Raw genomic sequence first — 13320 nt, forward strand, 5'->3', positions numbered from 1 at the left:
CCGCCGGCCCTGACGCCCCCGATCGTACGGAGGATGGTGCATGTCCATCGGCGCTGAGCCGCTCGCAGCACGCGACGACGCGGCCTCGCGGCCGAGCTTCGAGCTCGCCCTGCGCGGCTACGACAAACGCCAGGTGGACCGGCACCTGGAGCAGCTCGACGGCCAGATCGCGATGCTCAGCGGCGAGCACGGGCGCTCGGCGGTGCGGGTTCGTGAGCTGACCGCCGAGGTGCAGCGGCTGCGCGCCGAGCTGGCCGAGCTGCACGAGCAGCCGGTGCAGGTGGACCGCGCCTCATTCCAGGACCTGGGCCCGATGGTCGGCGAGATCCTGACCCTCGCCGAGAAGCAGGCCGCCCTCATCACCGAGTCGGCAAGCGACCTGGCCAACGAGCTGCGCACCGAGGCGGAGCGGATCCTCGCCGACACCCGCGAGCGGGCCGCGCAGGCACGCCAGGACCTGTCGGAGGAGCTGGCCGCGCGGCGCACCGAGCAGGAGCACGCGTACGAGGAGCGACGCGCGGTGGCCGAGGCGGAGCTGACCGCGATCCGGGAGCGCGCCGAGCAGTTGCGCGCCGACGGCGAGGCCGCGCACGAGCGTGCCCAACACGAGTCGAAGCGCATCACCGAGCAGAGCGCGCAGCAGCTCAACCAGACCCGGGTCGCCGCCGACGCCCTGATGAAGTCGGCCCGCACCCAGATCCAGCAGGAGGTCCAGGCGGCGCGGGCCAAGAACCAGCAGGAGATGGCCCAGTGGCAGGCCGGTGTGGAGCGCGAGGTCGCCGAGCGGCGCAGCGCCGCCGAGCAGGAGATCGCCGAGTTGCAGGCGGCCGCGGAGGAGGAGCTGGCCGAGCAGCGCAGCTCCACCGAGCAGCAGATCGCCGCGCTGCTGGCCGAGGCGCAGCAGCACGTGACCGAGCTGCGGAACCGGGCCGACGAGCAGGCGGCCAGCCACCGGGAGCAGCTGACCGCGCTTCAGCAGGAGATCGCTGAGCGTCGGGAGGAGTCGGCCGAACTGCACGCCGAGTTGGAGACCGCCGAGCAGCAGCTCGCCGAGGTCCGCCGGGAAGGCGAGACCCTGGAGAACGAGCTGTCCCGCGTGCAGCAGCGGTTGAGTGAGGTGCGGCGGGACCTGACCGCCGAGGCGATCCGACTGGACGAGGCCCGGCGGGCCGGCGATTCCGCCGAGCGGCACGCCAAGGACGTCCGCGCCCGGGTGCAGCGGGAGGCGAAGCGGGTGGCCGACCTGGCCGCCGCCGCCGTGATGGCCGCCGCGGCCGGCGGTACGGAGACCGCCGAGTACCCGATGGTCGGTTCCCGGTCGAGCGCGGCCCGCAGCGGTGTCGACCTGCTCCCCGTCGACCGGCCCGCGAGCGACCGGGCCGACACCGACCGGGGCGACGCAGACCGGGGCGATGCCGAGCGGGGCGACGCCGAGCGGGGCGACGCCGAGCGGGGCGACGCCGAGCGGGGCGACGCCGACGACAGCCGGGCCGACCAGACCCGGGCCGAGGCCGAGCACCCCGGGGCCGAGCACGCCGGGGCCGAGCACGCCGGGGCCGAGCACGCCGGGGCCGAGCACGCCGACGGCGAGCGCACCGGTGGTGACCAGGCCGACGGCGAGCGCCCGGCTGGGGTGCCCCTGCGGTACCCGGTGGAGCCGGCCGATCGGACGGCCACGTCGGGGATGCGGGCCAACCACCCCGAGCCGATCTTCACGCGGCCCGAGCCTCCCACGCCCGTACCGTTCCTGGCCTTCGGGCAGCCGGTCAGCGACAACGGCACCGCCCGGCACTGACCTCGCCCTGCACCCGGGTCCGTACGCCTGCGCGCGGGCCCGGGTAACGGTCTGCCGGTGACGACGGGAGGCCGGCCGAGGATCGACCTGCGCGCGGTGGGCGGGTCCCGACGGTCGGGGACGACGTACGCCAAGGCGGTTGTGCACGGAATCGTCCCGAACGTCCCGTCGGAGCTGGCAGGCTGGGTTGGCCGACACGCACCGACGGCCGCCGGCCGGACCGGCGACCCAGGAGCGCCGCGCGGCCGAGAGGAGCGCCCGTGACCGACCAACCGGAGGACTTCGACCTGCTCGTCGTGGGTGGCGGCAAGGCCGGCAAGACACTCAGCATGGACGTCGCCCGGTCCGGTCGTCGGGTGGCGATGGTGGAACGCGGCATGATCGGCGGCAGCTGCATAAACGTCGCGTGCATCCCCACGAAGGCGCTGGTGACGAGCGCGCGGGCGGCCCGCCAACTCCGCGACGCCGCCGCGCTCGGCCTCGTGGTCGAGGGCGGCCGGGTCGACGTGGACCTGCTGCGGGCGCACAAGCAGGACGTCGTCGAGGGGATGGTCGCCGCCAACCGGCAGCAGTTCCTCGACTCGGGTCTGCACCTGGTGATCGGTCAGGCCCGGTTCGTGGGCGCGCGGACCGTGCGGGTGTCGCTGGCCGACGGCGGCGAACGACTGCTGCGCGGCGACGACGTGGTCATCAACACGGGCACCCGCCCGTATCTGCCGTCCGTACCCGGGATGGCCGAGGCCGGGGTGCTGACAAGCGACGATCTGCTGCGCCTGGATCGGCTGCCGGCACGGCTGGTGGTGCTCGGCGGCGGCACGGTCGGGGTGGAGTTCGCGCAGATGTTCGCGTCGTTCGGCAGCGTGGTGACGGTGATCGAGGGCGGTCCCCAACTGCTCACCCGCGAGGACCCGGACATCGGCGACGCGATGATGCGGGTCTTCCTCGACGACGGCATCGACGTACGCGTCGGGGTGACTGTCGCCCGGGTCGACCGCGACGCCGACGGTACGGCCCGGATCACCCTCGACGACGGCAGCGTGGTGACCGGGGACGAGGTGCTCGTGGCGGCCGGCCGGGCACCGGTCACCGACGGGCTGGGGCTGGACTCGGCAGGTGTCCGACTCAACGACCGGGGCTTCGTGGTGGTCGACGAGTACCTGCGTACCAGCGCCGAGCGGACGTGGGCGGCCGGGGACGTCGCCGGCAGCCCGCAGTTCACCCACGCCTCGCTCGACGACTACCGGATCATCCGGGCGAACCTGGCCGGTGAGCAACGCAGCACGGCGGGCCGGCTCATCCCGTACACCGTCTTCACCACCCCGGAGCTGGCACGGGTCGGTCTCAGCGAGAGCGACGCGCGCCGCGCCGGGTACGACGTCCAGGTGGCCCATCTGCCCGTCGCCGCGATCCCCCGGGCCCGCACCCTGCGCCAGACGCGCGGCATGTGGAAGGCGGTGATCGACGCCCGCACCGACCTGATCCTGGGTGCGGCGCTGCTCGGCCCGGAGGCGGGCGAGGTGATCACCTCGGTGCAGTTGGCCATGCTCGGCTCCATGCCGTGGACCGCGCTGCGGGACGCGGTCATCACGCATCCGACGATGACCGAGGGCCTCAACCTGCTCTTCGCGTCGCTGAAGTCCCGCCCGGTGCGCTGAGCCGGCCCGACAACGCTGAGCACGTCCCGCCGGGTGAGGTCAGCCGGCGATCTCGGCGCGTACCCGCTCCTGGAAGGCGCGCGCCTCGGTACCCGTGGGCGGTGGCCCGCCGTGCCGCGCGGCGATCGCCCGGCGGATCACCTCGGCCGGGTCGCCGGTGTCGACGAGTCGCCGGCCGGCGGCCACCTTGGACAGCCACGCACCGTCGCGGTGGCGCACCAGGGAACGGCAGGCGCCGAGCACCGCGTCCTCCGCGCCGGGCGCGGGCCGGTCGCCCGGCGGCGTCGGCAGGGCCAGCCACCAGGTCAGCGCCTCGATCAGCAGGCGGCGCCTGTCGGCCGGGGTGAGGTCGGCGAAGACCTCCGCGGCCGGCGGCCCGACCAGCGCCAGCCCGCTCTGGTGCAGGATGCTGCGGTCCAGCCCGTACCAGAACCGGCCGTCCCTCGGCGGGCGGTCGGCCGGGTCGAGGGTGCGGCGGAACGGCATGGCCTGCCCGGTGTTCAACTCGACCTCGAAGCCGGGCTCGGGGCTGCCGGCGGCGGCCACCGCCCGCTGGTACACGACCAGTTCCAGCCCGCGTGCCGGGCAGGGCAGCGTCTCGTGCCGCAGCCGCGCCACAAGCGTCACCTTGGCGGCCTCGGTCAGCGGGCCGGCGCTGACCAGAGCCACGTCCACGTCGCTGCGGCCGGCCTGGTACGCGCCGAGACCCACCGAGCCGGCCGCGTACGCGCCGACGAGGTCGCCGCCGAGCACGTCCCGGGCGGTGTCCACGAGGTCGTCGAGGTAGCGTCGAAGTGCGGAGTCCACACCCCATCCTCACCCGTGTTCACGGACGCGTCGGCACCGGGCCGGTGCGCCGCCCTAGCCGGCGTAGAGCAGCAGCAGTCCGGCGACGGTGTACGCGACCATCAGCGCGAGCAGCGGGAGCTGACCGGCCACCGCCCGCGCCCGGGGGAACAGGTACAGGGCGCGGTCGTGGGCGAGCAGCGTGCCGAGCAGGTGCCCGACGATGATGACGGTGATCTGCAGGTTGGCCACCCCGGACGGGGTGACGAGCGCGGTGTGCGGTTGCCAACCCGCCGTGCCCAACCAGTCCGCTCCGGTGTCGCGGGGGTCGGACAGCAGGGCGACGGTGCGCTGACCCTCCAGGATCAGCAGCGAGTAGTAGTGCGCCACCACGTAACCCACGGCGATCGGCATTATCGAGTGCGCGAGTTCGCCCGGCACCCGTCGGGACTCGACGCTGACCGCCAGGTCCGCGGCACCGGCCGATCCCGCGCGGCCGACGCGGGCGGCCGCGCCGGTGGCGACGAGGTACGCCACGGCGACGACGCCGATGACCCCCACCAGTCCGGCGCTGCCGGTGACCGCCGGGTGCAGGCCGTTCTCCTGGGAGAAGCGCAGCCACGCCGGCGCGTTGGAGAGGCTGTCGAAGAGGGTCGAGCCGAGCAGCACGATCACCACGGCGACGAGTCCGGGGCGGGGTCGCAGCCCGGCTATCCCGTCGAGCGGGTTGCGCCACACCAGCACACCGTCGGCGGCCCTGCCGATCGGGGCGAGCCGGCCGACGAGCGCGCTGTAGACCTCGAACGGGTCGGCCCTGTCGAACCAGTCCGCGCCGAACAGCGCGGCCCCACCCAGCATGACCACGGCGTACCCGGCCAGCCACGCGGTGATGACCGGCAGGGTGGCACGCTCCGGCGCGACCAGTTCCAGCCACACGAACCCGAACAGGGTGAGCGCGGCCGGCCAGAGCCCCAGGCCGGCGGGCAACTCCCGGACGCCGCGCGCCGGATCGCGCCGCGCCGCCAGGGCGACGAGCAGATGCACCGTACGCAGTGGGCTGACCGCCCGCCAGACCGGACCGAACAGCAGCGAGACGGGAACCAGCCCCACCCAGAGGAGCACGTAGAGCGCGCCGGCCGTCGGATTGTCCGGGGTGTCCGGCCCGGCGAGCAGGCCCACGCAGAACCAGCCGGCGGCGAGCAGTCCCAGTCCACGCAGCGTCCACCGGAACGCGGGGGCGTCGACGAGGCCGGCCAGCCGGTCGGGCACCGGCCGGCCACCGGCGGCGTCCCGGTCGAGGCGTGGCTCGCGCCAGAGCAGGCCCAGGGCGACGAACGTGACGACAAGGGTGAGGGCGGCGGCGACGACCAGTTCGGGAAGCGTGATCGGCAGGTCCTGACGGCCGCCGACGCCGTGCGCCAGCAGCGCGGGACCGCCGGTCATCGGGCTCAGCGGACGAGGAGCTGGAACAGCACCAGCTCGGTCTCGTGCGTCTCCACCTCGAACAGCCCGGTCTTGTCGGCCCGGAACTCCACCGAGGCAGGCTTGGCGGCGGGCAGTCGGGCGCCCAGGTCGTAGCCGTGCACGTGCAGTTCGTCGGCGACGTCCGAGGTGACCGTGATCCGGACCAGTTGGCCCTTGGACACCGTCACCCGGCCGGTCGGTGGATTGATCCGCTTCTTGGCGATGGTAACGGTGATCTCCCGGTCGACCGCGGGCGTGCTGGCGGTCGCGGAGGGAGTGGGACTGTCCGCCGAGGCCGGAGCGGCGGTGGTGGGTGCGGCGGCCGACGTCGGCGGCGTCGCGGGGGTGGCCACGGACGGATCGTCGTCGTGCCCGCAGCCGGCGATGAGCAGGGCGCCGAACAGACCGGTCACGAGGAGGGTGGTGGGGATGGCGGTGCGGCGGGCACCGGGGGCGCGGACGTACACGGGCGGACTCCGAACGACGCGGGGGGACGGGGTGTCGAGCTGATCGTCGGAGGGTGAACTCTACGTCTTGTTCGGCGGCGGGGAAATGACCATGATGAACGAATGCGATCGAGGTTGGTCACTGTCTGTCACGTTGTGCGCCGCACCGTCGCCGTTCTGGCGGCGCTGCTGGTGGTGTCGCTGGCGCTGCCCGCCGCCCCGGCGTCGGCGCACGGACAGTTGGCGACCTCCACGCCGCTGACCGGCACCGTGGTCCGCAGGCCCCTGGCCCAGATCGGCCTGTACTTCACCGAGAAGCCGGCCACCAACGCGCACTTCACAGTCACCGGCCCGAACGGGTCACGGGTGGACAGCGGCTGGTCACACGGCGAGCCGAAGCGGCTGGACAAGCCGGTGCAGGAGTACTTCCTGGTCAACGGCACCTTCGAGCCGCGGGTCTACCACACAGGCTTCCCCGCCATGGTCAGCGTCGCGCACTGGCCGGCAAAGGGCCGCTACACCGCCACCTACCTCACTGTCGCCTCGGACGGCGAAGCGGTGCGGGGCACCGTCACCTTCGACTACCAGGGCCCGAGCACCGCGGCCCCGGCCGGCTGGACGGCACCGACGAACGGTCCCGATCCCGCCCTGCTCGCCCGGGCCGAGGGCACCCCCTCGGCCTCGGCCGTGCCGTTGGCGACACTCGACCCGGCCGTCACCCCCGCGGCCGCGCCGCCGGCGTCCCCGCCGGCCGGAGGGCTTCCGCCCTGGCTGGTGCCCGCCGCCGTCGTGCTGATCGTCGGCACGATCGTCGTGGTGGCGGCCCGCCGCCGGCCGACAGCACGCCCATCCCGCGGCGCCACCACTTCGCGCGGCGCGGTCCCGCGTCCACGAGGCGGGGCCTCTCGTCCGCGCGGCGGAACGAACGGTCGGCCGGCGCGACGCGGCCGCCGCTGAGTCTCATCGGTGTGACGCCCCGGGCCGGGGCGCGCGCCACCTTTTGTCCAACAACGACCGCCAGAGGGCGTTCGTATCGCCCGGCGCGCTCGCCCCTGGCCGGCACCTGAAGCGCCGTCCGTCGCGCGCACATTTCCGACATCCAGGGATCAGGGCCACGACCTTTCGCACGGACATCGGGAACTTTTGATGTATCGATGCAAAGGCATGGACACTGTCATCGAAACCCCTTAATGTCTCGACCCATCAACCCGGTGTTTCCGGATCGTCACTCGTCGGCGTCGAGGACGTTACGGACCGGGTCGGCGGCCATCGCCTCACCATCGCTGCACGTCGGCCGTCGATCACTCCTATCCTCTGTGGAGGAACGATGGGCACACCGCTGCTGCGCCGATCCCGCAGTCCCGTCCTGGGCGCGCTCGCGCTCGTCCTCGCCGTTGGCTTCTGGGCCGACCCGGCCGACGCCGCCCCCGAGCAGGAACCGGGCGTCACGCTGCGCGTCTACGACGTCCAGGTGCCGCTCTCCGAGATCTGCACGCTCAAGCCCGCACAGACCCCGAACGTGGACAAGCTGATGTCCACAATCAACTGGACCTCGGCCGCCGACTTCGGCTTCGAGGACAACTTCGTCTCGCAGGTGCTCGGCAACATCACCATCACCCAGGCCGGGAGCTACACCTTCCGACTCAGCAGCGACGACGGGTCCAAGCTGGCGATCGACAACACAGTCGTCATCAACCACGACGGCCTGCACGGCGCAACACCGCCCAAGGAGGGCGGCGTCACCCTCACCGCCGGGCTGCACCCGCTGCGCATCGACCACTTCGAGCGCGCCGGTGGCCAGCAGATCACCCTGGAGTGGCGTACGCCCGGCTCGTCGTCGTTCGTGGTCGTGCCGACCTCGGCGCTGAGCACCGACGCCGGCGTGGTGCGGGTGACCGCGCCGGGCCGCAAGGAGTGCGAGGGCATCACCGACTCCCCCGGCGACGGGCTGCCTCTCATCGGTGTGCACCCCGGCTACACGCTCACCAACCTGCGGCCCTCAGGCTTCCAGCCGAAGGTCACCGGGATGGACTGGTTGGCCGACGGCCGGCTCGTCATCAGCACCTGGGGCGGCAGCGACCAGTCCGGCACGTCCCAGGACGGCGAGGTGTACGTCCTGGGCAACACCGGCGGCGCGACCGGTCCCGGATCGGTGACCACCAAGAAGATCGCCGGTGGTCTCAAGGAGCCGATGGGGCTCAAGGTCGTCGACGGCGTGATCTACGTGTCGGAGAAGCAGCGGCTGACCCGGCTCGTGGACACCACCTCAGACGAGGTGGCCGACCGCCTCGACACCGTCGCCACCTGGCCGTACGGGGGCAAGTTCCACGAATTCGCGTTCGGCCTGCTCTACCAGGACGGCTTCTTCTACGTGAACCTGTCGGTGTCGATCGACTACGGCGGCGCGACCACGGTGCCGCAGCCCGCCGCCAACCGGGGAACCACCATCAAGGTCAACAAGGACACCGGCGCGGTCAGCTACGTCGCCGGCGGTCTGCGCACGCCGCACGGCATCGGCTGGGGCCCGGAGGGTGGCATCTTCGTCACCGACAACCAGGGCGGCTGGCTGCCGTCGTCGAAGCTGGTGCACATCAAGCAGGGCCGCTTCTTCAACCACTACACGACCCCGGCGGGCCCGTTCGACGCCAACCCGGTCACCCCGCCGGTGCTCTGGATGCCGCAGAACGAGATCGCCAACTCCCCCAGCACGCCGCTCTACCTCACCACCGGGCGGTACGCGGGCCAGTTCGTCATCGGCGACGTCACCTACGGCGGCCTCCAGCGCGCTTCGGTGGAGAAGGTGAACGGCGAGTACCAGGGCGCGCTGTTCCGGCTCACCCAGGGCCTGGAGGCGGGCGTCTCCGAGGTCAACCTCGGCCCGGACGGCGCGATCTACGTCGGCGGGCTCGGCGCGGGCGGCAACTGGGGGCAGAGCGGCAAGCTGACGTACGGGTTACAGAAGCTCACCCCGAACAGCGCCAGCACCTTCGAGATGCTGGCCATGCGGGCCACCACCGCCGGTTTCGAGGTGGAGTACACCCAGCCGGTCTCGGCGGCGACCGCCGCCAACCTGGCCGCCCACTACAAGGTCAAGCAGTGGCGGTACGAGGCGACGTCCAACTACGGCGGCCCGAAGATCGACGAGGAGACGTTGACCGTCAGCGGGGCGACCCTCTCGGCCGACGGCAAGAAGGTCACCCTGGCCGTCGACGGCCGCAAGGCCGGCCGGGTGGTCTACCTGCGGTCACCGCAACCGTTCACCTCCACCAGCGGCCAGTCGTTGTGGAGTACCGAGGCGTGGTACACGCTCAACGCCATCCCGGGCGTCACCGGCGGGACCAACCTGGCCCTCAACAAGCCGGCCACCGCGGACAGCTCCTGCTCGACGACCGAGGCGCCGGCCAAGGCCGTCAACGGCAGCGTCACCGGCGGCAACGGCGACAAGTGGTGCTCGAAGGGCACCTCGAAGTATCTCCAGGTGGACCTGGGGGGCAGCTACGCGCTCAACCGCGTGGTGGTGAAGCACGCCGGCGCAGGTGGTGAGGACACCGCCTGGAACACCCGCGACTTCACGCTCGCGTCCAGCCCCGACGGCACGAACTGGACCACCCGGGCCACGGTGACCGGCAACACGGCGAGCACCACGACCCACGACGTCAGCGCGCCCGGCGCCCGCTACGTCCGCCTGGCCGTCGCCGCGCCGACAAGCACCAGCGACACCGCGGCGCGCATCTACGAGTTGGAGGTGTACGGCAGCGCCACAAGCGGTTCGGGCAGCATCACAGGCGTCGGCGGCAAGTGCCTGGACGTGGACAACGCGGGCACCGCCGACGGCACGAAGGTGCAGTTGTGGACCTGCAACGGCACCGGCGCGCAGTCGTGGAGCCGCAGCGGCGACACGTACCGGGCGCTGGGCAAGTGCCTCGACGTGGACAACGCCGGCACCGCCGACGGCACGAAGGTGCAGTTGTGGACCTGCAACGGCACCGGGTCGCAGGTGTGGCAGCCGCAGACCGACGGGTCGATCCGCAACCCGCAGTCGGGCAAGGTGCTGCAGGCCGCCGGGGGCGCCACGGCCGACGGCACCCCGATCCAGATCGGCACGTACACCGGTGGCGCGCACCAGAAGTGGGTGGTCAGCGCCGGCTGACACCCGGCGGGGCGCGGTCCGACCGACGGCCGGTCGGATCGCGCTCCGCGCCGGTCAGCGGAACAGGAGCGGCCGCCCCTCCCGGCCGCCCACCAGCCAGCCCCGGCTGTTGATGTCCTCGATCGAGTCGTTCACCCGTACGCCCCGGTCGGTGAGGTCGGTCAGCACCCCGTCGCGCCACAGGAACGGGTGCCATTCCTCGTTCGGGAGACTGAGACTGCTGAGGCCCAGCACCACGCCCCGGTCGTTGATCGCCGTGGCCCAACTACGGCTGCCGCCGAGGGTGCCCAGATCGGTGAGCCTCCCGTTCTGCCACCGGAACGCGTGACCGTTGGCCTCGCCCACCACCTGACCGCGGTTGTTGATTCCGAGGGCCGCGCTGCCGATCCGGGTGAACACCCCGTCGCGCAACAGGCCGCCCACGCAGGTGCAGGGGTAGTCCCGCGGTGGCACGTTGAACCCACCCACCACGTCGCCCCGGTTGTTGACGTCGGCGGTGAACTCGTAGAAGTACTGCAGTCCCAGGTCGGTGAAGACGCCGTCGCGCCAGAGGAAGCGGTGCGGCATTTCGCCTGCGGGTTCGCTGGTGCCGAGGACCTGCCGCCGGTCGTTGACGCCTATCGCCTCGCTGTTCTCGCCGCCCAGGGTGCCCAGGTCGATGAGCCGGCCGTCGCGCCAGAGCACCGCGCGGGTCAGGTAGTCCGCGCCGTACGAGGTGATGGCCACGTCCCCGAACTCGTTGACGTCCACGGCGGCGGAGTCGGTGTCACCGGGCAGCACGCCGAGGTCGGTGAGGACACCGTCGCGCCAGCGCACGGCGTGCCGGGCGCCGCTGGCGACGGTGCTCCACCCGACGATGTCGCCACGGTCGTTCATCGCTGTCGCGGCGCCGGCCCCGCCGCTCAGGGTGCCGAGATCGACGACGCGGTAGGAGGGCGGGGATGCGAGGGCGGAGGTCGGGGTGAGAACTGTCGACGCGACGATGGCGGTCGTCGCGGCGGTCAGCAGGGTGCGCGGGGACAGCAGGGACGTCAAGGGGGCGCTCCTCGGCTCGGAGCGGCGGAGCTCCGGCGGGCGGGAGCGGCCGGTCGCCACCACTGCGCGTTCGATCAGTCACGCACAGTAGATACGCCGACGCACCGGGACGCCAGGGACCGAACGGCCATCGATGCCTGTCGTCCGGAAGCCGGGTGACGCGGCTTTCGGTCAGGGACCGTGCGGCAGGGGTTGGGCCAGTGCCCGCAGGTCCGCCGGGAGTTGGGCCAGGGCATCGGTGAACTCCCGGTGACCGACCACCCGGTGCATGGTCTGAAGAACCGCCCGCACGCCCCGTTCGGCCCCGGGCCGGTCCGTCCCGGCGCGCTCGGCCACACGGCGCAGGAACTCGTCGTACCCGAAGGTTTCCGGCGGTTCGGCGGCCTTGACCAGCAGGGGGCTCAGCTCGTCGGCGAGATGGGGGGCGAGCGCGGCGGCCTCGCCGCCGCTGAGACGTTCGGTGAGCGTCCGCAGCACGGCCTCGGTCAGCGGGCGTGCCTGCGTCGGTGAGACGCCCGCCCGTGCCGCGACCTTGTCGACGAATCCGAGATCGGCCATGGTCCCGCCCTTCCGTTGCCGAGACGCGTGGCTACCCCGGGCCATCGGCGACAAACCCTTGCGCCGCAGGGCGCGGGCATCCACTTCACGTCGGCATCGGTTCTGTGGTTGCTCCGCGCCCGGCCGACCCCGTCTCGTACGGTGAGGTCGGACCGGTACACGCCGGCCGCCCGACGGCGGCCCGTGCCGCAGGAGGAGCAGATGGCGGTCGACCTACCCGACGTGATCGACCGGTACTTCCGGGCCGTCGGCGACGGCGACGTCGACGCTCTCGTCGCCTGCTTCGCGGACACCGCGAGCGTGGCCGACGAGGACCGGCTGTACGACGGCAGGCCCTCGATCCGCTCGTGGGCGCAGCGGACGACGGCTGCCACCTCGTACACCGCCGAACCGGTGGGGGTGACGCCCCAGGCGGGTGACTCGTACCTGGTCCGCACGCGGGTGTCGGGCGAGTTCGCGGGCAGCCCGATCGAGCTGCGGCACCGGTTCACCCTGCGCGACGACCTGATCGGCGCGCTGGACATCCGCCCGTAGCCACCACCGGCAGCAGCGACAGCGCGAGCCGCCCGCCAGGAGGAGACGTCGTGCCCCGAGTCTGGCTCGTCACCGGTTGCTCCCGAGGGCTCGGCCGGGCGCTCGCCGAGGCCGTGCTGGCCGACGGCGACCGGCTCGTCGCCACGGCCCGCAACCCGGCACAGCTCGCCGACCTCACCGACCGGTACGGCGACCAGGTCCGGACGGTCGCGCTCGACGTCACCGACCCCGCCGCCGCCCGGAGCGCCGTACGCGGGGCGGTGGACGCCTACGGAAGCCTGGACGTCCTGGTCAACAACGCCGGGTACGCCGACGTGGCCGCGATCGAGGACATGTCCGAGGACGCCTTCCGGGCGCAGATCGAGGCGAACTTCTTCGGGGTGGTCAACCTGACCCGCGCCGCCCTGCCGGTGCTGCGGGAGCAGGGGCGTGGGCACATCGTGCAGATCTCCAGCGTCGGCGACCGGGTCGCCAGCACCGGGCTGGGCGCGTACCAGTCCGCCAAGTGGGCGGTCGCCGGCTTCTCGGCGGTGCTCGCCACGGAGGTCGGGTCGTTCGGGATCCGGATCACGACTGTCGAGCCGGGCGCGCTGCGCACCGACTGGGCGGGCGCCTCGATGAGCATGTTGCCGGTCAGCGAGCCGTACCGGCCGGTCATCGAGCCGGTGGTGGAACGGATGCGCCGCACCAGCGGCAACCAGCCCGGCGATCCCGGCCGGGCCGCCCAGGCGATCATCCGGATCACCCGCGTCGACGACCCGCCCGCACGGTTGCTCCTCGGCGCCGACGCCGTGGCGGCCGCCTCGACGGTCGCCGAGGCGCTCGCCACGTCCGACGCCCGGTGGCGCGAGCTGAGCGAGTCCGTCGCGTTCGACGCGACGCCCTGACCCGTCGCGC

11 protein-coding genes are annotated in these 13320 nt (G+C 72.8%); 6 read left to right on the forward strand and 5 right to left on the reverse strand.

What is annotated here, in order from left to right; genetic code table 11:
• Positions 1-40 precede the first annotated feature (40 nt).
• Positions 41-1795, forward strand: coding sequence for a hypothetical protein (locus AB0K10_RS10220; RefSeq protein ID WP_363681889.1), 1755 nt, complete (start codon positions 41-43; stop codon positions 1793-1795).
• 260 nt (positions 1796-2055) lie between these two features.
• Positions 2056-3450, forward strand: coding sequence for an FAD-dependent oxidoreductase (locus AB0K10_RS10225; RefSeq protein WP_363681891.1), 1395 nt, complete (start codon positions 2056-2058; stop codon positions 3448-3450).
• Positions 3451-3489: 39 nt separating this feature from the next.
• Here AB0K10_RS10225 and AB0K10_RS10230 read toward each other — a convergent pair whose 3' ends face one another.
• From AB0K10_RS10230 to AB0K10_RS10240, 3 genes are read right to left on the reverse strand one after another with little or no spacing between them, the layout of a single operon-like run.
• Positions 3490-4257, reverse strand: coding sequence for a nucleotidyltransferase domain-containing protein (locus tag AB0K10_RS10230; protein ID WP_363681893.1), 768 nt, complete (start codon positions 4255-4257; stop codon positions 3490-3492).
• A 54-nt stretch (positions 4258-4311) separates the two neighbouring features.
• Positions 4312-5679 (reverse strand): hypothetical protein, encoded by a 1368-nt coding sequence (locus AB0K10_RS10235; protein WP_363681895.1) that lies wholly within the window; start codon positions 5677-5679, stop codon positions 4312-4314.
• A 5-nt stretch (positions 5680-5684) separates the two neighbouring features.
• Positions 5685-6167, reverse strand: a complete 483-nt coding sequence (locus AB0K10_RS10240; RefSeq protein WP_363681897.1) for a hypothetical protein — start codon at positions 6165-6167, stop codon at positions 5685-5687.
• Between the two features lie 135 nt (positions 6168-6302).
• Here AB0K10_RS10240 and AB0K10_RS10245 point away from each other — a divergent pair, with 135 nt between their 5' ends.
• Both AB0K10_RS10245 and AB0K10_RS10250 read left to right on the forward strand, forming a co-directional pair.
• Positions 6303-7103 carry a copper resistance protein CopC gene (locus AB0K10_RS10245; protein ID WP_363681899.1) on the forward strand — a complete coding sequence of 267 codons (801 nt, stop codon included), beginning with the start codon at positions 6303-6305 and terminating at the stop codon, positions 7101-7103.
• Between the two features lie 370 nt (positions 7104-7473).
• The gene (locus AB0K10_RS10250; RefSeq protein ID WP_363681901.1) at positions 7474-10296 is read left to right on the forward strand and encodes a ricin-type beta-trefoil lectin domain protein; all 2823 of its coding nucleotides are present in this window, start codon (positions 7474-7476) and stop codon (positions 10294-10296) included.
• A gap of 54 nt (positions 10297-10350) precedes the next feature.
• Here the strand turns inward: AB0K10_RS10250 and AB0K10_RS10255 are convergent, their stop codons facing one another.
• Complete coding sequence (locus AB0K10_RS10255) at positions 10351-11331, reverse strand: hypothetical protein (protein WP_363681903.1); 981 nt, start codon at positions 11329-11331, stop codon at positions 10351-10353.
• 171 nt (positions 11332-11502) lie between these two features.
• Positions 11503-11889 carry a DUF2267 domain-containing protein gene (locus tag AB0K10_RS10260; protein ID WP_363681905.1) on the reverse strand — a complete coding sequence of 129 codons (387 nt, stop codon included), beginning with the start codon at positions 11887-11889 and terminating at the stop codon, positions 11503-11505.
• A 141-nt stretch (positions 11890-12030) separates the two neighbouring features.
• Here AB0K10_RS10260 and AB0K10_RS10265 point away from each other — a divergent pair, with 141 nt between their 5' ends.
• Together AB0K10_RS10265 and AB0K10_RS10270 are read left to right on the forward strand one after the other, a co-directional pair.
• The gene (locus tag AB0K10_RS10265; protein ID WP_363681907.1) at positions 12031-12423 is read left to right on the forward strand and encodes a nuclear transport factor 2 family protein; all 393 of its coding nucleotides are present in this window, start codon (positions 12031-12033) and stop codon (positions 12421-12423) included.
• Positions 12424-12473: 50 nt separating this feature from the next.
• Positions 12474-13310 carry an SDR family NAD(P)-dependent oxidoreductase gene (locus tag AB0K10_RS10270; protein ID WP_363681909.1) on the forward strand — a complete coding sequence of 279 codons (837 nt, stop codon included), beginning with the start codon at positions 12474-12476 and terminating at the stop codon, positions 13308-13310.
• The last annotated feature ends 10 nt before the right edge of the window (positions 13311-13320 follow it).

Source organism: Micromonospora sp. NPDC049274, from assembly GCF_040678875.1.
In the GTDB taxonomy this organism is placed as follows: Bacteria; Actinomycetota; Actinomycetes; order Mycobacteriales; family Micromonosporaceae; genus Micromonospora.